Raw genomic sequence first — 21,856 nt, forward strand, 5'->3', positions numbered from 1 at the left:
GCCAGAGATGAGGAAAGGCCGACGGACAGGAGGCGGTGCGTGGTGCTGGTGGTGTCGGAAGAGGTCCGGGAAGCGATCGACGCAGGGCGGCCGGTGGTGGCTCTGGAGTCCACGATCATCGCGCACGGTCTGCCCCGCCCGCGCAATCTGCAGGTGGCGCTGGAGCTGGAGGACGCGGTGCGCCGGGAGGGCGCCGTACCGGCGACCATCGCCGTGCTCGACGGTCGTGCCCGTGTCGGCCTGGACAAGGAGCAGCTGGAGCGGGTCGCGAACGAGGACGGCATCCGCAAGCTCGGCCACCGCGATCTGCCGCTCGCCGTGGCGAGCGGTGCGAGCGGGGCGACCACGGTGTCGGCGACGGCGCAACTGGCCGCGCTCGCGGGCCTTCGGGTGTTCGCCACCGGCGGGCTGGGCGGGGTGCACCGGGAATGGACGGTGACCCAGGACGAGTCGGCCGACCTGGGCCTGCTGGCCCGCACCCGGATCACGGTGGTCTGCGCGGGCGTGAAGTCGATCCTGGACGTGCCGGCGACCCTGCAGCGGCTGGAGACGCTGGGCGTGGCCGTCGCCGGGTACGGCACGGGCCGGTTCCCCGGCTTCTACTTGTCCGACTCGGGGCATCCGGTCGACTGGACGCTGGAGACCCCGGAGCAGGTCGCGGGCGTCATGCGGGCCCAGGACGCGCTCGACGCGCCGCCGTCGGCGCTGATCGTCGCCCAGCCCGTGCCCGAGGCGGAGCAGCTCGATCCCGAGCTGCACGCGCGCGTGCTCGCCGACGGCCTGCGCGACTGCGCGGACCAGGGCATCTCCGGTCCGGCGGTGACCCCGTTCCTGCTGGACTACCTGGTCCGGCACACCGACGGGGCCTCCCTGAGCGCCAATCTGGCGGCCGTCCGCGGCAACGTACGGCTGGCGGCGCGGATCGCCACGGCGTGGACCAGGGGATGACCCCGGGCCGGGACGGGGCCCTGCTGGTCGTCGGGGACGTGGTCACCGATGTGGTCGCCCGGCACCAGGGGCCGCTCGCGGCCGGCACCGACACCGCCGCGGCGATCCGCACGCTGCCGGGCGGCGCGGGCGCGAACGTGGCCTGCTGGGCCGCCCACACGGGCTGTGCGGACGTGCGGCTGCTCGGGCGGGTGGGCGCGGACGCGGCCGCCTGGCACGAGCGTGAGCTGGTCGCCGCCGGGGTGCGGCCCCGGCTGGTGGTCGATCCGACAGCGGCGACCGGGACGGTGATCTGCCTCGTCGATGCGGGTGCGGCGGCGGAGCGTACGTTCCTCACGGACAGCGGGGCGTCCTTGCGGCTCGAACCCGCCGACTGGTCGGACGCGCTGCTCGACGGTGTCGGCCGGCTGCACCTGTCGGGCTATCTGCTGTTCACGGAGCCGAGCCGGGAACTCGCACGGACGGCGCTCGCGGCGGCACGCGCGCGTGGCGTGCCGGTCAGCCTGGATCCGGCGTCGGCCGGCTTCCTGGTGCGGCTGGGGGTGGACCGCTTCCTGGCCTTCGCGGAGGAGCTGGACGTGTTGCTGCCCAGCCGGGACGAGGCATGCCTGCTGACGGGGCTGCCGGATCCGGTGGACGCGGCGGCCAAGTTGAGCCGTCTCGTTCCGCTGGTGGTCGCCAAGGCGGGTGTGGACGGTGCGCTGGTGGCCCGTTCCGGCAGCGCACCGACCAGGGTCCCGGCCGTGGAGGCGGTCGCGCAGGACACCACGGGCGCCGGTGACGCCTTCACCGGTGCGTTCCTCGCCGCCCTGCTGGCGGGCGCGGACCCGGAGGAGGCGGCGGCACGCGGCTGCCGGGCGGGTGCGGAGGCGGTCGAACGGGTGGGTGCCCGACCGCCGGGTCCCGGGCACGGCGGCTAGCCGCCCGCCGAGGCCACGAGGACATCGGCGGCGCGGGCCCGGCCCGCGCCGCGTACGCCGCGGCCGGGGCGGCCGGGATCCGCACCGAACCCGGCCCGGGCGGCTGGGATCCGCGCGTACCAAGGCGCGCGCACCCAGGCCTTCTCCCCCCAGTCCTTCCTCTAGTCCTTCCTCCCCCACGCCGAGATCATCGGCGCGGTGGCCAGGTCCATGCCGCCGGACTCGACGTTGGCCAGGTGCTGGTCGACGTCCTCGTCGGTGGCGAGCCCCGCGGTGACCAGCCGGTCCCGGATCTGACGGACCGTCGCGGCCTCAAGAGCGGTGCAGGCAGGTGACGTCACCGGGAAGAACGCATCGGCCTCCACCCCGCTCAGTCCGGCCTCGCGGAGCAGACGCGGGAGTTTGCGGCCGTACGACAGATCCGCGCCACGTTCGGCGAGCAGCTTGCGGAAGCCCTGCCGCAGGCGGTTGGCGAGCCGCTGCTCGGGGCCGTACTCGTCGGGACAGATCAGGGGCTGGAGAGCGGGATCGGCATCCTCGATCAGCAGCACCCCGCCGGGCCGCAGGGCCTGGATCATGGACCGCAAGGCCCTTTCCCGGTCCGGCACATGGACGAGGACGAGCCGGGCGTGGACCAGGTCGAAACCTTCACCCGGCGGTTCCTCGGCACCCACGTCGTGGACGCGGACCTCCACCGGCGGGCGGGCCGCGGCGGCCAGCCGCGAGGTGTCGATGTCGGTGGCGACGACCTGCCCGGTGGGGCCCACCTTCCTTGCGAGCCAGGACACCACGGAGGTGCCGCCGGCGCCGACTTCCCAGCAGCGCCAGCCGGGCCCGATGCCGAACGCCTCGATGTGCCGGAAGGTCGTCGGATCGAAGAGGGTGGCGAAGGCGTCGAAGCGCTCCGCGGCCTCGTTCTGCCGGTTCTCGAGGAGGTACCCGTCGGATGAGGTCATGCCACGATCATCCCAGTCGCCCGGCTTTGACCGGTCGGCCGACGCCCCGGCCGGGGACGGACCAGGCCGAGGTGGCCGCGGCATCTATGCTCCGTCCACAGCCGGGAACCAAGCGGAACATCACGTTCCCACAGGCTTACCCACGCTTTGCGCTCGGCTGGCAGACTTGCCGGGCAAGGCGCGAAAAGCGTTGCGTGAGGAGATCCAGGCAAGGAGATCCAGATGTCCATGGCGGGGAATCTGCGGAAGGTCACAGGGCTGGGCAGGGTCGGCGGCCTGCGCAAGGTGGCGCGGCTGACCCGGCGACGGCCGCGCGTGGACCTGAGCCATCCCGCCCGGTCACCGTTGGGCTCCTCGGTGGTCAACTGTGTGACGTACCAGGACGGCGTGCGCGTGCCGCAGTGCACGGACCTGGTGGAGGCCGTGCGGATGGTGCGCAAGACGGGCGAGGGGTTCGTCTGGCTCGGACTGCACGAGCCGACGGACCGTGAGTTCGCGGGCATCGCGGAGCTGTTCGACTTGCACCCCCTGGCGGTGGAGGACGCGGTCGAGGCTCATCAGCGTCCGAAGCTGGAGCACTACGGCGACACGCTCTTCGCGGTGTTCAAGACGGTCTGCTATGTGGAGCACGAACAGCTGACGGCGACCAGCGAGGTGGTCAACACCGGCGAGATCATGGTGTTCGTCGGCGAGGACTTCGTCATCACGGTGCGGCACGGCCGGCACGGGTCACTGGGCCCGCTGCGCGAGGAGCTGGAAGCGCATCCGTATCAGCTCGCCAAGGGGCCGGCGGCGGTGCTGCACGCGATCGCCGACCATGTCGTCGACGACTATCTGAACGTCACGGACGCGGTGCAGGCCGACATCGACCAGGTCGAGACGGACGTCTTCTCAGAGAACAGCGCACGGCTCGACCCCGGCCGCATCTACCAGATGAAACGTGAACTGCTGGAGCTGAAGCGGGCGGTGGTGCCGCTCGGCCGCCCGGTGGAGGACCTTGCCACCCGGCCCATACGGGTCGTCGCCCCGGAGATACAGGCCTACTTCCGGGACGTGCTCGACCACCTGATACGGGCCAAGGAACAGATCGCCGCCTTCGACGAACTGCTCAACTCGATCCTGCAGGCCCACCTCGCGCAGGTGACCGTCGCACAGAACGAGGACATGCGGAAGATCACGGCCTGGGCCGCGGTGATCGCCGTGCCGACGATGGTGTGCGGGGTGTACGGCATGAACTTCGACCACATGCCGGAGCTGCACTGGCGGTTCGGCTATCCGCTGGTCATGGCCGTCATGGCGACGGCATGTCTGGTGCTGTACCGGGGCTTCAGGCGCAACGGCTGGCTCTGAGCCGCCGGGCCGCGCTGCCGGGCCGCCGGGATCAGCCGCTCCAGGCGGGACGGCGCGGGTCGTCGGCGCGTACGAGGACGTCCGCCGTGCCCGCGGGGTCGGTCTCGGACTCGTAGCGCTCGAAGGCGGGGAGCGTCCAGTGCTCGGACTCGGGGGTACGACGGCGCAGAGCACCCGGGGAGAGGAGGAGGTGCACGGTCAGGTCGAAGGGAAACCAGTGCCGCAGCAGAAGGGGGCCGTGCAGCAACAGGACTCCTCCCGGCGGGAGTTGGACATACGGGCTGCGGGTGGCCCGGTCGGTGGCCGGATCCCACAGGTCGGGCAGGACGCGCCCGCTGCCACCGGGGTCGAGGGGGCCGAAGACCTCGCGCCACAGGGCGCCGGTGTCGAACCAGCCGCCGTAGTACGACTCCGCGTCGCGCCGCCCGTGTTCCAGGCGCAGCGAGGCCGGACGCAGGAACCCCTCGGCGCCGACCACCAGTGAGGGCCGGCCGCGCACCCGCAACGCCTCCCCGACCCGTTCGGCGAGGTCGCCGGGCCGGGCGGCCGGGGCCCCGTCGAAGCCGACACGCGGCCAGGCGCTCCCGTCGGCCGGCTCCAGCCCGGCCAGCCGATCGGCGAGCCGCTCCGCGAGCCGGTCCCAGGTGATCGCTTCGAGTCGCACACGGCCCATGATGCCGGGTGCCGGAAGGTGAGGTGACAGTGCCTGCGGGTCACGGGCCCGACCGGGAGCTGACCGGTGTCGGGGGCGCCGGGGCCAGTTGCGGTGTTCGGACGCTCGGCGGACCGCAAGCAGGTTCGGGAGATGGGTCTCGCTCCAGGTGCGCGCCGCGCCGAGGCGGGGATCAGTGTGCGGCCGAGCCGGCGAGGACATCTTGGAAGGAGGCAGAGGCGACAAAGGTGAAGAAGGAGAAGGAGACCGCAGAGTAGACAAGGCGTGGGAGGCGCGGGCGGCAGCGGGGAAAGTACCGCGTATGGCGCTTCCCTCAACTCCCCACTCCCCCGGTCGGCTTGTCGTCATCCAGGCACAGAAGCCCAAGCGGTGCGCCACGTGCCGGCGCGGACCACTGTCGCTGCTCGTGCTGGAGGACGGGGCACCGCGTTGCCTGCACTGCGCGGACCTCGGACACCTGGTGTTCCTGCCGCGCGGGGACACCGCGCTGACCCGCAGGTCGAGGGAGGAGAGCGGGCTGTCGGTCGTCGTGGTGCGGTTCAACCGGCGCAAGAGCCGTTACGAGCGGCAGGGCGTGCTCGTGGAGGAGGCGGCGCTGGCCCGGGCCGAGGCCCGCTGCCTGGCGGACGCTGAGGCGCGGCGCAGGCGGCGGGCGCGGGACGCACGGCGCCGGGCGGCGGAGGACGAACGGTTCGCGGCGGCTTTCGCGGCCGAGATCCTGCGGCTCTTTCCCGGCTGCCCTGCCGACCGAGCGCGAGCCATCGCGGCGCACGCGTCCGTGCGCGGCAGCGGGCGAGTGGGGCGCAGCGCGGCCGGGCGGGCGCTGTCGGAGGGAGCCGTGGCCTCGGCGGTGGTGGCGGCCGTACGGCATGTGGACACGCCGTACGACCAGCTGCTGATGAGTGGGGTGTCCCGGTACGAGGCACGGCGCCGGATCGCCCCGGCCGTGGAGAGCGTGCTGCGGGCCTGGCAGGACGCGGGGGCGGAGGTTGGCTGATGGGGAGGGGGAGGGGGAGGGGGAGGGGGAAGAGGGAGGGGGCGACGGAGACGCTCGCGCATCTCGTCGCGTTTCTCGGCCGTGGTCCGCGCCCGTTCCTGGGCATTCACTGGGGATGATGGTGATGCCGGGTGCGTACTGGGCGGAACGAGACTGGATGGGGCGTGGAGATGATCGACGGGCCGTTCTTCGTGCTGGTCGTCGCGGGGATTCTCGGCACCGGGCTGATGGCCGGCGCCTTCTGTGCGTTCTCGACCTTTGTGATGCGGGGGCTCGCGGCGCTGCCGCCCGCGCAGGGCGTCGCGGCGATGAACGCGATCAATGTCGCCGCGGTCCGGCCCGCCTTCATGACGGTGTTCACCGGCTCGGCGGTGCTGAGCGCGGTGATCGCGGTGGTGACGTTCGTGGTGTGGCCGAACGAGGGGAGGCTCGAACTGCTGATGGGCAGCGCGCTGTACCTCTGCGGATCGTTCGGGCTGACGATCGTTGCCAACGTCCCGCGCAACGACAGGCTGGCCCAGCTGACCCCGGGCGCCCCGGAGGCCGCCGTGTACTGGCCGGCGTATGTGCGCGAGTGGACGTTCTGGAACCATGTCCGCACCGTCGCCTCGGCAGCGGCCGCCCTGGTCTACGTACTGGCTCTCACCTGATCCCGGTACGGGCCGTTTGCGTGACCAGCTCCTGACAAGCCACGGTCCCCCTGGCCTGGTCATGCCCGACCGCACCCCGACCCACCTGCGGCAGGCCCCTGACCGCTCCCTGACTGCACCCTGGCCCCTCCCAGACCGATCCCTGACTGCACCCTGGCCCCTCCCAGACCGATCCCTGACTGCACCCTGCTCCCCTCCGTGACCCCTCCCTGACCACGCCCTGATCAGTCCCTGCCCCCCCGACCCGCCCCCGAACACTCCCTGCCGGCTCCGCTCCTGATCATCCACTGACCAGCCGCTGACCAGCCGCGACCAGCCGCTGACCAACCCCTGAGGGACCCCTGGTCAGGGAGTCCGGACGCGGCTGGTGCCCGGCTCAGGGGAGCCTCGCGAGAAAGCGCTGTCCACCGCTCTGCGCCGTGGTCGGGGCGGACGTATCGTGGCCGAGAGAGAGCCGAAGGACGCCGCCCGATGGCGTACGGCCCGTCGTACACCCGATGCCCGCGCGGTATCCGTACGCGAGGAAGACGACCATGGCCGATCCCAAGGGGTTCATGACCACGCCGCGCCAGGAGTGGCCGCGGCGGCCCGTCGAGGAGCGGGTGCGGGACTGGGACGAGGTGTACGTCCCGGGAGCGCTGCTGCCCATCATCAGCAAGCAGGCCGACCGGTGCATGGACTGCGGCATCCCGTTCTGCCACGACGCCTGCCCGCTGGGCAATCTCATCCCGGAGTGGAACGACCTGGTCTCGCGGGAGGACTGGCGGGCGGCGAGCGACCGGCTGCACGCGACGAACAACTTCCCCGAGTTCACAGGCCGCTTGTGCCCGGCGCCCTGTGAGGCGGGATGCGTGCTCGCGATCAATCAGCCGGCCGTCACCATCAAGAACGTCGAGTGCGCGATCGCCGACCGGGCCTGGGAGGAAGGTTTCACCCAGCCCCGGCCGCCCGAACGGCTGTCCGGGAAGACGGTCGCCGTCATCGGCTCCGGGCCCACCGGGCTCGCCGCGGCACAGCAGCTGACCCGGGCCGGGCACACGGTAGCCGTGTACGAGAAGGACGACCGGATCGGCGGGCTGATGCGATACGGGATCCCCGAGTTCAAGATGGAGAAGCGGCATCTGGAGCGGCGGATCGAGCAGATGCGGGTCGAGGGGACGAAGTTCCGTACCTCGACGGCCGTCGGGCGGGATGTCGGGGCGGCGGAGCTGCGGGGACGGTACGACGCCGTCGTCATCGCGACGGGGGCCACGGCGTGGCGGGAACTTCCGGTGTCCGGCCGGGACTTCGACGGGATACACCAGGCGATGGAGTATCTGCCGCTGGCGAACCGGGTGTGTGAGGGGGATCTGGAGGTTTCGCCGCTGTCCGCGGCCGGCAAGCATGTGGTGATCGTCGGCGGCGGGGACACCGGAGCGGACTGTCTGGGGACCGCGGTGCGCGACAGGGCCGCGTCCGTGACCCAGCTGGACATCTACGCGCAGCCGGGCGCCGAGCGCGACGAGGACACCGAGCCATGGCCGACGTACCCGAAGATCTACCGGCTGTCGGCCGCGCACGAGGAGGCCCGGGATCTGCGTACGGCACCGGCGGCGGACGCGGACGCGCGGCTGTTCGCGGCGTCCACGCTCCGCTTCACCGGCGACGACAGCGGGCATGTGCGGTCCCTGCATCTGGTGGAGGTCGACGAGCGGCGCCGGCCGGTGACGGGTACCGGGCGGACGCTTCCCGCCGATCTCGTGCTGCTCGCCCTCGGGTTCACCGGGCCGGACCAGGAGGACGGGCTGATCGGGCAGTTGGGGCTGACGCTCGATCCGCGCGGCACGATCGCCCGGGACGACGGCTTCGCGACCAACGTCCCCGGGGTGTTCGCCGCCGGGGACGCGGCGCGGGGGCAGTCGCTCATCGTCTGGGCGATCGCGGAGGGGCGGGCGGTGGCGTCGGCCGTCGACCGGTATCTCACCGGGAGTTCACGGCTGCCGGCACCGGTCTCTCCGCGGGATCGGCCGATGAGGGTGTAGGTGTGGCCCTCGGTTTCTCCTCGCCATCGGCTGTGCTCGGCTGCTGACGTGGGTCGAGTGACCGGCGAGACTTGGCGATCGGCGTCTGCCGTCTGCCGTCTGCCGTCTGCCGTCTGCCGTCTGCCGTCTGCCGTCTGCCGTCTGCCGTCTGCCGATCATCGCTTCCGCTCGTCCGTCCCCGCCACCTTCCCCGTCGCCAGGGCCACCCGGTTCCACGTGTTGATGGTGCAGATCACGGCGATGACGTGGGCCAGTTCCTCCTCGTCGAAGTGGGCCGCGGCCTCGGCGTAGACGGTGTCGGGGACGCCCGCGTCGGCCACGAGGGTGAGGGCCTCCGTCAGTGCTAGGGCGGCCTGTTCCCTGGGGGTGAAGTAGTGCCGGGCCTCGCGCCAGACGGCCACCATGTGCAGCCGGTCCTCGCTCTCGCCGGCCTTGCGCGCGTCGTTGGTGTGCATGTGCAGGCAGTAGGCGCAGTGGTTGAGGAGGGAGGAGCGGATCTGGATCAGCTCCACCAGCGCCGGATCGAGGCCGGCGCGGGCGGCGGCGTCGAAGCCGACGATGGCGCGGAAGACCTTCGGGGCGGACCTCGCGAGGTCCAGCCGGGTACGGGCGGCCTCGACCTCGGCGATTGCGCTGGTGATATCGGCTGCGGCAGTGTTCGTGTTCGTCGTCATGGCTTCAACCTACGGGCCGGATAGACCGGCTGTAGGGTGCATTTCCATGACGGAATCGTGGGTCAATTCCGCGGAGCGGATCGGCGCCGATCTGCATCTGGAGCTGTCGGGTCCGGGCGGGCGGCGGGCGGCGCTGACCCGGGCGCTGCGGGAGACCGTGCGCAGCGGGCGGCTGGCGCCGGGCACCCGGCTGCCGCCGTACCGGTCGCTCGCCGCCGATCTGGGCGTGGCCCGCAACACGGTGGCCGACGCCTACGCGGAACTGGTCGCGGAGGGCTGGCTGACCGCCCGCCAGGGCTCGGGCACCCGGGTCGCCGACCGGGCCGAGCCGCTGCGGCACGCCGTACGGACGCCGGTGAGAACACCGCCACGCGCGCGTGGCCCGCGACACGATCTGCGGCAGGGCGCGCCGGACGCGTCGGCGTTCCCGCGGGCGGCCTGGTCGGCCTGTTATCGGCGGGCTCTCCAGGCGGCGCCGAACGAGGCGTTCGGGCCGGGGGATCCGGCCGGGCGCCGGGAGTTGCGGGAGGCGCTGACCGAATATCTGGCACGCGCGCGTGGTGTGCGGACCGAGCCGGACCGGATCGTGATCTGCTCGGGCTTCGCGCACGCGCTGCGGCTGCTGTTCGGCCAGGGCGCGGGCGGGGTGTTGCGCGGTCCGCTGGGCGTGGAGGCGTACGGGCTGGACTTCCACCGGGGGCTGCTCACCACGGCCGGGGTGCGGACGGTGCCGCTGCCGCTGGACGAGCACGGCGCGCGGGTGGACGTGCTCGGGCGGGAGCGGGCCGTGCTGCTCACGCCGGCGCACCAGTTCCCGACGGGCGGGCCGCTGCACCCGGAGCGCCGGGCGGCCGTGATCGACTGGGCACGCGCGCGTGGGACGGTCGTCCTGGAGGACGACTACGACGGCGAGTTCCGGTACGACCGCAGGCCGGTCGGCGCTCTCCAGGGCCTCGATCCGGAGCGGGTGATCCACCTCGGTTCGGTCAGCAAGAGCCTGTCACCGGCGCTGCGGCTGGGCTGGATGGTGCTGCCCGAGCGGTATGTGGGGCCGGTGCTCGCGGCCAAGGGCGAGCGGGAGGGCTGGGCGAGCGTCCTGGACCAGCTGGCCTTGGCGGAGTTCATCACCTCCGGGTCCTACGACCGTCATGTGCGGCGCATGCGGCAGCGCTACCGGCACCGGCGTGACCGGCTCGTCGCCGCGCTCGCCGAACACGCGCCGCAGGTCGAGGTGACGGGCATCGCGGCCGGGCTGCACGCGGTGCTGCGGCTGCCGCCCGGCACCGAGCGGTCCGCCGTGAAGGCCGCCGCGTGGCAGGGGATCGCCCTGGACGGACTCGCCGCGTTCCGGCATCCGGAGGCGGCGGCGACGGTGGGTGACGGACTGGTGGTGGGCTACGCGGCAGCCCCGGAACACGCCTACGGCGCGGCGTTGGAGGCGCTGTGCGAGGTGCTGCCTCCGGGGTGAGGACCGGGGTGCCTCCGGCGGTCGGAGCGGTTGCCTCCGGCGGTCGGAGCGGGTTGTCTCCAGTGGTCGGAGCGGATTGCTCCGGCGGTCGGAGCGGGTTGTCTCCAGTGGTCGGAGCGGATTGCTCCGGCGGTTGGAGCGGTTGCCTCCGACGGTCGGAGCGGATTGTCTCCGGCGGTTGGAGCGGTTTGTCTCCAGCGGTCGGAGCGGTTGCCTCCGACGGTCGGAGCGGATTGCTCCGACGGTCGGAGCGGATTGCCTCCGACGGTCGGAGCGGATTGCCTCCGACGGTCGGAGCGGATTGCCTCCAGCGGTCGGAGCGGATTGCCTCCGACGGTCGGAGCGGATTGCCTCCAGCGGTCGGAGCGGATTGCCTCCGACGGTCGGAGCGGATTGCCTCCAGCGGTCGGAGCGGATTGCCTCCGACGGTCGGAGCGGGTTGCCTCCGACGGTCGGAGCGGTTACCTCCGGCGGTTGGAGCGGGTTGCCTCCGGCGGTCGGAGCGGTGGTTCAGAGATCGGGGTCGGCGGCGGTGACGTAAACCTTCGCGACCGGCGGTCGGCTGTTGGGCCGGCGGCCGGTACCGGTCGACCGGAGCGGGTCCGGAGGATCGGGGGGTAGCGATGACTTGCGACGGAAGGATCCACTGCCTGCGCACCTGAACCCTGAGCAGCGTAGGCGCGGTGGGCGGGGCCGCGCAGCCGAATAAGCGCCGGGCGGCCCACCCGTCGGCCTGCGGATGCTCGGTCGCGCCCTCGGGTGTGCTGTGCAGTCGGGCCGCGGCGTGGGCCGGCACGACCGGGGCGTTGTCGCGGCGGACGACCGGGGCCGTCACCGGCACCCGGCGGTCGAGGGCCGGCATCCGCCGGCCCTCTCCCACTGCCTCAAGGGCATAGGCGGTGTCCCCGCTCGTCGACGGGGCAGTGGTCCTTGCTTCGGGTCCTGCCCTGTCGTGCGGCACTCCATGGACGTCCTGAGCGTCCGGCGCAATGAAGGATCAAGTAGGCGTCACCATAAGGAAGGTGAGGAAAAACAACACACGGTCGGGGTCAGGACAGCAGGAAGTCGGCCTCCCCCGCCTTGGCGCCCTCTATGAACGCGGTCATCTCGGCCGTGGTGTAGATCAGCGCCGGCCCGTCCGGGTCGGTGGACTGGCGCAGGGCGATCCGGCCGTCGGCCAGCTTCATCACCTCCAGGCAGTTCCCGCCGTTGCCGCCGCTCCAGGGCTTGTGCCAGCCCTCGCTGCCCAACTCCCGCGCGGGCATGCCGTTGTAGACGCGTGCGCGCGGCGTGATGCGATCCATTCACAGCTCCTTGCGGAGATCCCGGAGGATCTCCTTCGTGCGTTGTGCCGTAGCGGCCTGCGCCGCCATGCGGTCCATGACCTCGAGGTGCGTCGCCACCTCCGTGCGCGCGTCCAGATAGACCGCGCCGGTCAGGTACTCGCTGTAGACCATGTCCGGCAGCTCCGGCATGGCGAATCGGAACAGCACGAAGGGCCCGTACGTCCCCGGGTGCGGCCCGCTGGCGAACGGGGCGACCTGGAGCGTCACATGGGGCAGCTTCGTGGCCTCGAGCAACTTGTCGATCTGCGCGCGCATCACCTCCGGGCCGCCGACCGGGCGGCGCAGGGCGGTCTCGTCCATCACCGCCCAGAAGCGGGGGGCGTCGGGACGGGTGAGCAGTTGCTGGCGTTGCATCCGCAGGGCGACGTGCCGCTCGATGTCGTCCGGGCTGGTCTGGCCGATGGCACCTGACTTGAGCACACCGCGCGCGTAGTCCTCGGTCTGGAGCAGCCCGGGGACGAAGTGCGGCTCGTAGGAGCGGATGAGGGCGGCCGCGCCCTCCAGGCTGACGTACATCGAGAACCAGCCGGGCAGGATGTCGTGGAAGCGCTGCCACCAACCCGGCTTGTTGGCCTCCTCGGCCAGCTGGACGAAGAGTTCGGCCTCGTCGTCGGCCACGCCGTAGGCCTTCAGCAGCAGTTGCAGGTACGGGATCTTGAGGGCGACCTCGGCCATCTCCATGCGGCGGACGGTGGCGGGCGCGACGCGCAGGATGCGGGCGGCCTCCTCACGCTTCAGTCCGGCGCGTTCCCGCAGGTCCAACAGGCGCCGTCCGAGGACCACCTGGCCCACCGTCGGCGCGGACCGCGGTTCGCTCACGCTCTCACCTCCACCGAACGCCTCCACTGAACGTTTGCACCGGACGTTTGCACCGAACGTTTCCCGAGGGATGTCTCCTGACGGACGTTTCCCGACAGCCCTGCGGCGCCATTCGAAGATGCATTCGAAGACCGGGCGATCTCCGATGACCCCAATTGGCGCCGCTCTACGTGCTGTTGCGAGCAGTGTGCCACGGCCCCTGACCGAGTCACCCAGCACTCTGCATTTTTCAGAGTGATACTTGCCAAGTGTTCACGGCGGGGAGATAGTGGCAAGCGTGATTCCGTCCGCGCCCTTAGGAACAGACGCCGCCGCAGACCCTCCCGGTCTCGGCGCAGCCACGGGAGCAGCCCCTGACGGGGACGTTGCCGGGCGCCGGTTCCGCTTCGAGCTGGCCGCACATCCGGGTTCCGTCGCCCAGGCGAGACGCCTCGCGCATGCCCGGCTGACCGGCTGGTCGGTGTGCGCGGACACCTGCGACAGCGCGGCCCTGGTCATATCCGAGCTGGTCACCAACGCGATCGTGCACACCGCGAGCAGCCGCGTGGTGTGCGAGCTGCACGACCACGACGACACCCTGCGGATAGCCGTACGGGACGAGGGCTGTGCCCCCGGCGATCCCCATCCCTCCGCGCAGCGGCCCGATGAGGAGCACGGGAGGGGATTGCTCCTGGTCGACGCGCTGTGCCGGGCCTGGGGCGCCCAGGAACACGGGCCCGGCCTGCTGGTCTGGGCCGAGCTGGACCGCTGGTCCGACGCGGCCGACGACACCGCTCCGCGAGGCGACCTGGGCTGGGGCGCCCGTCCCAAGCCCGGCCGCCCGGACGACTCCGGCGAGGACGAGGTCCCGGAGGGCCGGCAAGGGGCCGCCGGGCACCCCCGCCCTCTCGCCCAGCTCGCCCCCGAGCACCAGCACCGCCACGGGGTGCCGGAGCCCCACCGGCACCGCATCCTGGACCGGCCGCCGCACCAGTCTTCGCACCGGGCCCCCGAGCAGCACCGTTCCGGGGACCGGCCGTGACCGCACGGTACGGCTCCGGCGACCACGACTTCGACGGGCACCGCGCCCCGAGTCCCTGCCCGGCCGGCACCGTCGGCTCCGCCTGGGGCGCCGAGCGGTCCCTCGGCCTGGACACCCTGGTGCGGCTGCAGCGGCTCAGGTCCGTCCCGGACGCGCCCCGCCGGCTCGCCGTGCCGGACGGTATGACCGCACCGCTCGGCTGCGACGCCGTGGCCGTGCCCGACCGCCTCGGCCCGCTGGTCGTACCGCGGCTGCCCCGGCTGGGCTGTGTGTACACCGACGGCGCCCGCTGGTGGTGGATCGTTCCGTCGGACTCCGACTACGCCCTGCCCTGGCCGTCCCCGGCCCACTACGCCCCCGGCGCCCTGGTCACCGGCACCGCCCGGCTCATCCACCGCCCGGAGGGCACGGTCCCCTACACCCCGCCGATCCCGCTGTACCTGGCCCTGTGCCGGGTGACCGGAACGACCCCCGACTGGTCCCGGGCGGCGTGACGCTGCGCTGGCCCCGGCCCCGGTCACCCTGGTCGGCTGACGGGCAAACCTCTCTGCGGAGTCCCGCCACACGCCCCCTTCGCTCCCCCGGCACTCCCCCGCACGCCCTCCCCCGCCACCGGTTCGCCCGGAGATAGTGGCCGTTCCGTCACGCTCCGGGAGGTCACGTGAGGAAGAAGCGGGGGACGCCCGAGCCCGTGGTGTCGGGGTCGGAGCGGCTGCTGTTCGGGGGACCGCTGCGCTACGACATGGGCTGGAACGAGCACGCGGACGCCTTCCTGGAACTGGGCTTCCGTGCGATGGTCGTCCGGCTGCCCGGCATGCTGGCCTCCAGTCTGCGGCTGGCCCTGCAGGCGGATGCCCGGGCCGCGCGGATGGTCCTGGCCGCCGAGGCGCTGCGCGGCGCCGCCCAGGCGGTGAGCCTGCTGGCCGTGAACAGCGCGCTCGCCAGGCTGCTGACCGGCCCGGACATCGAGCAGCGACTGCGGTCGGCCGCCCCCGCACTGCTCGCCATGGCCGCCGTATCGCTCGTGGCCGTGCTGCTGCGGGCGGCCTCCACGTACGCCATCGGGCGGCTGGAGCCCAAGGTGGAGCGGGTGGCGACCGAGCTGTACCTGGAGCGGGCGGCGAACGTGGAGCTGGCCGCCATCGAGGACCACGCCTTTCACAAACTGCTGGACACCGCCCGGTACGGCGCCGAGTCCGCGCGCCGCATGATCTCCTACGGCGCCCGGGTGATCGGCGCGCTGATCTCGCTGATCGCGGCGGCCGGCGTGCTGGCGGTACTGCATCCGGTCCTGCTGCCGCTGCTGGTCACCATGACCCTGCCGAGCGCCTGGAGCGCGCTGACCAACGCCCGGCGCCGCTACGAGTCCTTCCATGTCTGGGTGCAGCACGCCCGCGCGGGCCGGCTGATCAGCCATCTGCTCACCGAACCGGCCGCGGCCCCGGAGATCCGGGTGCACGGGGTCGGCCCGTTCCTGCTGCGCCACTTCCGGTCCATGTCGGAGACGGCGGAGGCGGAACAGGCCCGGCTGGCCCGGCTCGCCGCCCGGACCGGCCTGATCGCGGCCGGCTGGACCGGCCTCGCCACGCTCGCGACCTACGCCACGCTGGGCGCATTGCTGCTGACCGGCGCGATGGCCCTGTCGGTGGCCGGCACGGCGGTGATCGCGATCCGCACGGGTGCGTCGAGCCTGGACACGCTGGTGCTGGAGATCAACCAACTGCACGAGGAGGCCCTGTTCGTCGGGGATCTGCAGCGGCTGTACGTGGAGGCGGCCGAGCGGGCCGTCCCGGAGGGCGGCGAGCTCCTGCCGGAGGATCCGAAGGAGATCCGGTTCGAGCACGTCACCTTCAGCTATCCGAGTGACGCGCCGGACCCCTCTTCCGGTGGGCTGCCCGCCTCCTCCGGTGAGCCGGCGGCGTCTTCCGGTGGGCCGCGGACCCGCCCCGCCCTGGACGACGTCACCCTCACCCTGCCGCTCGGCCGGATCATCGCGCTCGTCGGCGAGAACGGCTCGGGCAAGACCACGCTGGTCAAGCTGCTCGCGGGCCTGTACACCCCGGACCGCGGCCGCATCCTGTGGGACGGCGTCGACGCGGCGCGGGCCGACCGGCGGCTGCTCGCCGAGCGGATCGCGATGGTGGCCCAGGACTTCAAACGCTGGCCGTTCACCGCCCGGGTGAACGTGGCCGTCGGCCGCCCGGCCGTGCCCATCACCGAGGAACGGCTGGCCGCGGCCGTCGCCGAGGCGGGGGCGGAGGAGGTGGTCGCGGATCTGCCGCGCGGCCTGGACACGCTGCTGGCCCGCGACTTCAGCGGCGGGCACGAGCTGTCCGGCGGTCAGTGGCAGCGGCTCGGCATCGCCCGGGCGGCGTACCGGCGCGGTCAGGTGCTGATCGTGGACGAGCCGACGGCCGCCCTGGACGCGCGGGCCGAGCTGGAGGTGTTCGAGAAGATCCGGGCGCTGGCCGGCAGTGGGCAGACGGTCGTGCTGATCACCCACCGGCTGGCCTCGGTCCGGCATGCCGACCTGGTGCATGTGCTGGAGCAGGGGCGGCTGGTGGAGTCCGGGACCCCTCAGGAACTGCTGGCCAGGGGCGGGGTCTACGCCGAGCTGTACGCGCTGCAGGCGGAACAGTTCACGGCGCAGGTACCGGCGCGGGTACCGGCGCCGAAGCCGGCCTGAGCCGGCCGGACGGCACCGGTCGCGTCACTCGGCCGCCTCGGCCCCTCGCACGATCACCAGGAAGGTGTCCGTCGCGAGGTCCATGACCACTTCGGCGGGCAGACCTTCCAGACGCCGCGCGTGCGCGAACTCCTCCGCGGGCCAGGATCCCCGCGGACCACCGGCGGGAAAGCGCTCGAGCACCCTTCGCCCGTTCACCATCTCGCACCTCCAGAAAGCGTCGTACTCGTAGGAGTTAACGCTCTGGAGAAGGCAAAGGCCTCACTCGGTGACGGGACTGAGACATTACCTACACCCGTTCGGCGCGGAGCGTGCGGAACCGTTCACTTTGCGACATGAACGGCACCCTCCGTGTCAGTGGTCGTACTCGTCGTGAAGCCGCAGCCGCTCGCCGCCGACGGGGCTGCGGCCGAGGGCGGTGAGGTCGAGCAGGCCGGAGAGGGTGCCGAGTCCGTCCAGCCCGTCGTCGTACACCGAGTAGGTGTGGAAGACCCGGTCGCTCTCCCGCAGGAAGCAGCTCACGCCCGGCCGGTCGACCAGGCCCCGGCCCGACTCCACGGTGGCCTCGAAGTCGAGGTTGAAGTCGCCCTGGGACGCGGAGCACGACGAGGAGTACCAGGGCACGACCCAGCCCATCCGCGCCTTGAACGGCAGGATCCGGGTGAACGGCGCCCGGGAGACGGCCGCGAAGGAGGTGTTCCTGGCCCGCAGGTGGGCGAGGTGGCCGACCTGGTCCAGGAAGGCCGCGCAGCACGGGCAGCCGTTCTCCCACTCCGGGGCGAACATGAAGTGGTGGACGACGAGCTGGGCCCGGCCCTCGAAGAGGTCCAGGAGGGTGGCCTTGCCGTCGCCGCCCTCGAAGACGTACCCCGCGTCGACCTCGACCATCGGCAGCCGCCGCCGCTCCTGACCGAGCACCTCGCGGGCCCGTCTGACCGTCTCCTCCTTGCGCTGCAACTCCTCGCGCGCCGCGCGCCACTGCTCGCGCGAGACGATCCTCGGAAGCGACATGGGCCCTCCTGTCCGACGGTCGGTACGAGGTGGTGACCGCCGCTGGGGGCGGAACTCATCGCTGTGCGCGGAGATTCTCGCGGAGATTTCCGGGAGATTTTCTTCCGGCCTCGCCGACCCGCACGGCACCGGGCCGGCTCAGGTGTCGTACTCCTGGATGCGCCGCCCATGGCTCCGGTCGGTCAGCGCGGGCAGCCGGCGGCCCAACTCCGCCACGACGGCGGGCAGGTCGAGGGTGAGGAGTTCCCGGTCGCGCATCAGGACCCGGCCGTCGACGACGGTCGTGCGGACGTCCGAGGAGCGCGCGCTGTGCACGAGGGTGGCGGCGAGGTCGTGGACGGGCTGGGTGTGCGGCCCGGTCAGGTCGACCAGGACGATGTCGGCGCGCCGGCCGGGCGCGAGGCTGCCGACGCGGTCCGCGAGACCGACCGCGCGGGCGCTCTGCAGCGTGGCGTGGTGCAGGGCCTGACGGGAGGTCAGCCAGCGTGGATCGCCTACGGTGGACTTCTGGATCAGGGAGGTCAGCGCCATCGACTCCCACACGTCGAGGGAGTTGTTGGAGGCGGCGCCGTCCGTGGCGAGCCCGACGGGGACGCCCGCCGCGCGCAGGGCCCGTACCGGAGTGGTGGTGGGCCAGGCGAACTTCAGGTAGCCGCGGGGCGCGGTCGCCACGGCCGTACGGCCGCCCGTGCGGGCCAGCAGCGGAAGGTCGCGCTCCACGATGCCGGTGCCGTGCGCGATGAGCAGGTCGGTGTCGAGGAGTCCGGCGCGGTCGAGGACCTCGATGGGGGTGAGGCCGTGCCGGGCGAGGCTGGTGTCGGTCTGGTCGCGGTTCTCGGCGGCGTGGATGTGGACGGGCAGGCCGTGGGCGCGGGCGAGATCGGCGGTGGCGGCGAGGTCGGCGTCGGTGACGGTGTAGGGGGCGTGCGGGGCGAGGGCCGTGGTGATGCGGCCGTCGGCGCCGCCGCGGTGGCGGAGGGCGAACTCGGCCGACCGCTCCCGCCCTTCGGGGCCCTGGCTGGAGAAGTAGGCCTCGCCGAGGTGCGCGCGCAGCCCGCACTCGGCGACGACGGCGGCGACAGCGTCCATGTGGAAGTAGTGGTCGGCGAAGCAGGTCACCCCGCCCCGGATCATCTCGGCGCAGGCCAGCCGGGCGCCCGACTCCACGTCGTGGGCGGTGAGGTTGGACTCGGCCGGCCAGACGACGTCGTTGAACCACTCCTCGGTCGGCAGGTCCTCGGCGAGTCCGCGCAGGGCCACCATCGGGGCGTGCGTGTGGCAGTTGATCAGCCCCGGCATGGCGACCTGCCCGTAGGCGTCGATCCGCTGCACGGCGGGCAGGTCCCGCACGGACGCGGCGGAGGTGACCGACTCGATGACCCGGTCACGTACGACGATCGCCGCGTCCTTGCGGAAACCGACCTGCTCCGCCTCGTCGTGGACGAGCGCGGTGCAGCCGGTGATGACGAGGTCGGCGGGAGCGGGGCGCATGGGCCCACCGTACGGCTACGCGGCGGCGGGCAGCGGTACCTCGACCCCCTGGTGCCTCAACTCGTTGAGGGCATCCTGCAGTTGACCGACATGCCGAGGGGTCAGCCGGCCCGTCTCGTCGAGGTGCACGGCGCAGGCCGTGGTCGTGTCGACAAGTCGCTCCAGGACGTCCGCGACGGCGTCCGTGCCCGCCGTGTGCCGGGCGAGGGCGGGCAGTTCGGCGGCGGCGAGCGCGATGGCGGTACGGGCCTCGGCGAGGGTGCGGTAGGCCTCCCGGCGCAGCGCCCACCGCTCGGCGCGGTCGTCGGACTCGCCGAGGACGTGCACGAGATAGGCGTGCGCGGCGCTCCCGGCCGTGGCGAGCCGCGCCCGTACCCCGCCGCCGCGCTCCCCCGGCACCGGAAGATGCCCGACGACCAGCACGAGCGCGCAGGCCAGCAGGGTCTCCCCGATCCGGCTGACGGAGGCCTGAGGCTCACCGCCGGCCATCACCAGGGCGAGCACGAGGACGGTGACGACGGCGGTCAGCGCGGCGAAGTGCCGGGTGGCGACCGGCACCAGCGCCCCGCAGACTGCGACCAGCGCGATCAGCCCGGCCGGGCGTGGCAGCAGTGCGGCGAGCCCGGCGAACACCAGGGCGCCCAGCACGGTCCCGGCGGCCCGGCACAGCACCCGGGAGGCGAGCGGCCCGAGGTCGGGCTTGACGAGGAAGACGGCGGTGGCGGGCAGCCAGTACCAGTGCTGGTGCTGGCCGTACCAGCGGGTGTGGTGCAGTGCCTGGGCGATGGCGGCGCTGGCCCCGAAGCAGACGGCGACCCGCAGCCCGTACTCGCGTCCGCCGGTGCCGAACGCGGCGCGCAGGGCGCCCGGGAGGCCCGTGCGCCGGGTGAGCAGCCGGTGCTGGGCGCCCTTGCCCTGGTCGAAGGCCTCGGCCGCGCGCAGCAGGGCGTCGTCGAGGGCGCGCAGGGCGGGGGCCGACCGGTGGGGCGCGGGCAGCGGGCCGGTGCCGGTGTTGCCGCGGACGGCGGCGGCGAGCCGCCGGGGTCCTTCCGCGGCCCGCGCGGAGACGGGCTCGCCCGCCCAGAACAGCGCGGTGGCGGCCTCCGCGAGCGGGAGGGCGGCCACGTACTGCGCGTGCAGCCGGCGCTCGGCGGCGGAACTGGCGTACCGGCGCAACCGGGGTCCGGCGAGGGCGTCCTGGGCATGGTCGAGGGCGGCGGTGAGCGCGGCCCGCCGGGCGGTGGCCCGCTCCCCGCCCACGGCGTCGAGGAGCGCGGCGACGGCGTCGTACACGTCGGCGACCGCCGCCCGCTCCCCGTCGAACCGGAAGTCCCCGGCGAGCGAACCGGGCGTGGGCAGGGCGAGCCGCAGTACGAGCAGCCAGCCGGCCCCGGCGAGAAAGGCGAGGGCCCGCTGCCAGCCGCTCTGCGCCGCCGGCATCCCGGCGCCGATCGCGGCGCCGACGAGGAGCTGCGTTCCCGCGGCGGAGGCGACGGGCCCGACCGCGCTGACGCCGCCCGCGACCAGCCCGAGCAGGGTGAGCGCCAGGGTGAGCGGTACGGCGGCCAGCCCCTGCCCCGCATACGTCCCCGCGAGCAGCCCGAGCGCCCCGGCCAGCGCGGGTACCCCGAGCCGTTTGACGGAGGCCCGCCGGCTGCCCGGCCGGTCGTTGATGCCGGCGAGCATCGCGGCGATCGCGGCGAGGACGCCGAGCGCGGTGTGTCCCGTACCGACGCCGGCGAGCAGCAGCGGCCCGGCGGCGAGCGCGCCCCGGGTGACCGCGCTCCAGGGGACGGGGCCGCGCTGGGCGCGCAGGGCATGGGCGAGCCAGAGAGGGGCGGCGGGCCGGGACACGGGGCTCCTGTCGTACGCGGGCGGGTTGTGCCTTGCCTTCGGACGACGGTGGCCGGGTGGGCTGTGCCCCACGGTAAGGGGCTTTCTTGGTGCGAACCGGGCGATCACGTTTCCGGCACGTGAAAGGTGCCGCGGTCGGCCGGTTTCTTTATGAACGCAATGCCCCGGCGACGATCTCCTCGGCCTCGGTCACGGCGGCGACGAGGGCCTCGGGTTCGGACGGCAGCGCCCCCACCACCGCGTCGATCCCCCGCAGCCCGGCCCGCTCCAGCAGCCGTTTCTCGTTCGTCACCCACTCGCCGCGCGCCGCGAGCACTCCGTGCGCGGCCTGGGCGGCGGCCGTCGCGAGGGCGCCTGCGGTCTCCGTGAGCCGGCCGTGGGGGGCGTGGTTGGCCTTCGCGTAGGCGAGGGTGGCGCGGGCGGTGCCGTGCCAGCGCTCGGCGGCGGTGACGCGCAGCCGCGCCGGGTAGCCCGCCGGGCGGGGCAGGGTGCCTCGGAGCACCTGATTGACGGCCAGTTCGGCCACGATCAGGTAGGTGGGGATGCCGGCGAGATGGAAGAGCAGCGGCTCCACCCGGAACCGTCCCTCCTCCGCCTCCGCCAGTTCGTGCTCGACCACGTCCAGGTCGCGGTAGTGCACATCGACCCGGCGTCCGTCGATGGTCAGCCAGGCCCCGCCGTTGAAGACCCCGCCGCCCCACCCGCCGATCTCGGAGACCTCGCCCTCCCAGCCGACCGCGCGCAGGTCGTCGGGGTCGAAGGGGCCGCGGTAGTAGACCGCCAGGTCCCAGTCGCTGTCCGCGCGGTGGGTGCCCTGGGCCCGGGAGCCGCCGAGGGCGACCGCATGGACGGTGGGGAGGGCGGCGAGGCGGTCGGCGGTACGGGCGAGGAAGACGGGATCGGAAACCTGGGGCGTGGGGGTCGGCTGGGACATGGGCATGGCCCCAGCCTGCCGCGCCGTCCCGGAGTCC

Annotated in this window: 21 protein-coding genes; 10 read left to right on the top strand and 11 right to left on the bottom strand. The window is 73.1% G+C overall.

Annotated features, from left to right (window positions below):
• The first annotated feature begins 39 nt into the window (after positions 1-39).
• Positions 40-948, top strand: a complete 909-nt coding sequence (locus tag ACQPXS_RS14215; protein WP_433449531.1) for a pseudouridine-5'-phosphate glycosidase — start codon at positions 40-42, stop codon at positions 946-948.
• Positions 945-1,868 (top strand): carbohydrate kinase family protein, encoded by a 924-nt coding sequence (locus ACQPXS_RS14220; RefSeq protein WP_433455808.1) that lies wholly within the window; start codon positions 945-947, stop codon positions 1,866-1,868. Before ACQPXS_RS14215 ends, ACQPXS_RS14220 begins: the two co-directional genes overlap by 4 nt.
• Here the strand turns inward: ACQPXS_RS14220 and ACQPXS_RS14225 are convergent.
• Positions 1,865-2,002 (bottom strand): hypothetical protein, encoded by a 138-nt coding sequence (locus ACQPXS_RS14225; protein WP_433449533.1) that lies wholly within the window; start codon positions 2,000-2,002, stop codon positions 1,865-1,867. The genes ACQPXS_RS14220 and ACQPXS_RS14225 overlap by 4 nt on opposite strands.
• Positions 2,003-2,029: 27 nt before the next feature.
• Entirely contained in the window at positions 2,030-2,824 is a 795-nt protein-coding gene (locus tag ACQPXS_RS14230) for a class I SAM-dependent methyltransferase (RefSeq protein ID WP_433449534.1), read from the bottom strand.
• Positions 2,825-3,046: 222 nt separating this feature from the next.
• Between ACQPXS_RS14230 and corA the strand changes: the two genes are divergently transcribed.
• A complete protein-coding gene (corA, locus tag ACQPXS_RS14235; protein ID WP_433449537.1) occupies positions 3,047-4,174 on the top strand; it encodes a magnesium/cobalt transporter CorA in 1,128 nt (375 codons plus the stop codon).
• 31 nt (positions 4,175-4,205) lie between these two features.
• Here the strand turns inward: corA and ACQPXS_RS14240 are convergent, their stop codons facing one another.
• Positions 4,206-4,838, bottom strand: coding sequence for a uridine kinase (locus ACQPXS_RS14240; RefSeq protein WP_433449539.1), 633 nt, complete (start codon positions 4,836-4,838; stop codon positions 4,206-4,208).
• Between the two features lie 310 nt (positions 4,839-5,148).
• On the opposite strand from ACQPXS_RS14240, the gene ACQPXS_RS14245 reads away from it, so the two are divergent.
• The 3 genes from ACQPXS_RS14245 (at position 5,149) to ACQPXS_RS14255 (ending at position 8,515) form a co-directional block, all read left to right on the top strand.
• Positions 5,149-5,844, top strand: coding sequence for a DUF2293 domain-containing protein (locus tag ACQPXS_RS14245; RefSeq protein ID WP_433449540.1), 696 nt, complete (start codon positions 5,149-5,151; stop codon positions 5,842-5,844).
• A 170-nt stretch (positions 5,845-6,014) separates the two neighbouring features.
• Positions 6,015-6,494 carry a DUF1772 domain-containing protein gene (locus tag ACQPXS_RS14250; protein ID WP_433455810.1) on the top strand — a complete coding sequence of 160 codons (480 nt, stop codon included), beginning with the start codon at positions 6,015-6,017 and terminating at the stop codon, positions 6,492-6,494.
• Between the two features lie 533 nt (positions 6,495-7,027).
• Complete coding sequence (locus tag ACQPXS_RS14255) at positions 7,028-8,515, top strand: glutamate synthase subunit beta (RefSeq protein WP_433449542.1); 1,488 nt, start codon at positions 7,028-7,030, stop codon at positions 8,513-8,515.
• A gap of 155 nt (positions 8,516-8,670) precedes the next feature.
• Here ACQPXS_RS14255 and ACQPXS_RS14260 read toward each other — a convergent pair whose 3' ends face one another.
• Positions 8,671-9,189 (bottom strand): carboxymuconolactone decarboxylase family protein, encoded by a 519-nt coding sequence (locus tag ACQPXS_RS14260; RefSeq protein ID WP_433449544.1) that lies wholly within the window; start codon positions 9,187-9,189, stop codon positions 8,671-8,673.
• Positions 9,190-9,235: 46 nt separating this feature from the next.
• On the opposite strand from ACQPXS_RS14260, the gene ACQPXS_RS14265 reads away from it, so the two are divergent.
• Positions 9,236-10,657, top strand: a complete 1,422-nt coding sequence (locus ACQPXS_RS14265) for a PLP-dependent aminotransferase family protein (RefSeq protein WP_433449545.1) — start codon at positions 9,236-9,238, stop codon at positions 10,655-10,657.
• Positions 10,658-11,706: 1,049 nt separating this feature from the next.
• Here ACQPXS_RS14265 and ACQPXS_RS14270 read toward each other — a convergent pair.
• Entirely contained in the window at positions 11,707-11,961 is a 255-nt protein-coding gene (locus tag ACQPXS_RS14270; protein ID WP_351800714.1) for a DUF397 domain-containing protein, read from the bottom strand.
• Positions 11,962-12,822 (bottom strand): helix-turn-helix domain-containing protein, encoded by an 861-nt coding sequence (locus ACQPXS_RS14275; protein ID WP_356304473.1) that lies wholly within the window; start codon positions 12,820-12,822, stop codon positions 11,962-11,964.
• Between the two features lie 268 nt (positions 12,823-13,090).
• Between ACQPXS_RS14275 and ACQPXS_RS14280 the strand changes: the two genes are divergently transcribed.
• The 3 genes from ACQPXS_RS14280 (at position 13,091) to ACQPXS_RS14290 (ending at position 16,529) form a co-directional block, all read left to right on the top strand.
• Positions 13,091-13,843 (top strand): ATP-binding protein, encoded by a 753-nt coding sequence (locus tag ACQPXS_RS14280; protein WP_433449547.1) that lies wholly within the window; start codon positions 13,091-13,093, stop codon positions 13,841-13,843.
• A gap of 107 nt (positions 13,844-13,950) precedes the next feature.
• Positions 13,951-14,337, top strand: coding sequence for a hypothetical protein (locus ACQPXS_RS14285; RefSeq protein ID WP_365326695.1), 387 nt, complete (start codon positions 13,951-13,953; stop codon positions 14,335-14,337).
• A 167-nt stretch (positions 14,338-14,504) separates the two neighbouring features.
• A complete protein-coding gene (locus tag ACQPXS_RS14290) occupies positions 14,505-16,529 on the top strand; it encodes an ABC transporter ATP-binding protein (RefSeq protein ID WP_433449548.1) in 2,025 nt (674 codons plus the stop codon).
• A 24-nt stretch (positions 16,530-16,553) separates the two neighbouring features.
• On the opposite strand, the gene ACQPXS_RS14295 is transcribed toward ACQPXS_RS14290, so the two are convergent.
• The 5 genes from ACQPXS_RS14295 to ACQPXS_RS14315 form a co-directional block, all read right to left on the bottom strand.
• Positions 16,554-16,730: a hypothetical protein gene (locus ACQPXS_RS14295; protein WP_433449550.1), complete on the bottom strand. Its 177-nt coding sequence runs from the start codon at positions 16,728-16,730 to the stop codon at positions 16,554-16,556.
• 153 nt (positions 16,731-16,883) lie between these two features.
• Entirely contained in the window at positions 16,884-17,540 is a 657-nt protein-coding gene (locus ACQPXS_RS14300) for a DUF899 domain-containing protein (RefSeq protein WP_433449552.1), read from the bottom strand.
• A 138-nt stretch (positions 17,541-17,678) separates the two neighbouring features.
• Positions 17,679-19,031: an amidohydrolase gene (locus tag ACQPXS_RS14305; protein ID WP_433449554.1), complete on the bottom strand. Its 1,353-nt coding sequence runs from the start codon at positions 19,029-19,031 to the stop codon at positions 17,679-17,681.
• A gap of 15 nt (positions 19,032-19,046) precedes the next feature.
• Entirely contained in the window at positions 19,047-20,885 is a 1,839-nt protein-coding gene (locus tag ACQPXS_RS14310; RefSeq protein ID WP_433449555.1) for an FUSC family protein, read from the bottom strand.
• A 148-nt stretch (positions 20,886-21,033) separates the two neighbouring features.
• Positions 21,034-21,819: a nucleotidyltransferase domain-containing protein gene (locus ACQPXS_RS14315; RefSeq protein ID WP_433455812.1), complete on the bottom strand. Its 786-nt coding sequence runs from the start codon at positions 21,817-21,819 to the stop codon at positions 21,034-21,036.
• Between the last annotated feature and the right edge of the window lie 37 nt (positions 21,820-21,856).

The organism is Streptomyces sp. CA-142005, from assembly GCF_050942335.1.
Classification (GTDB): domain Bacteria; phylum Actinomycetota; class Actinomycetes; order Streptomycetales; family Streptomycetaceae; genus Streptomyces.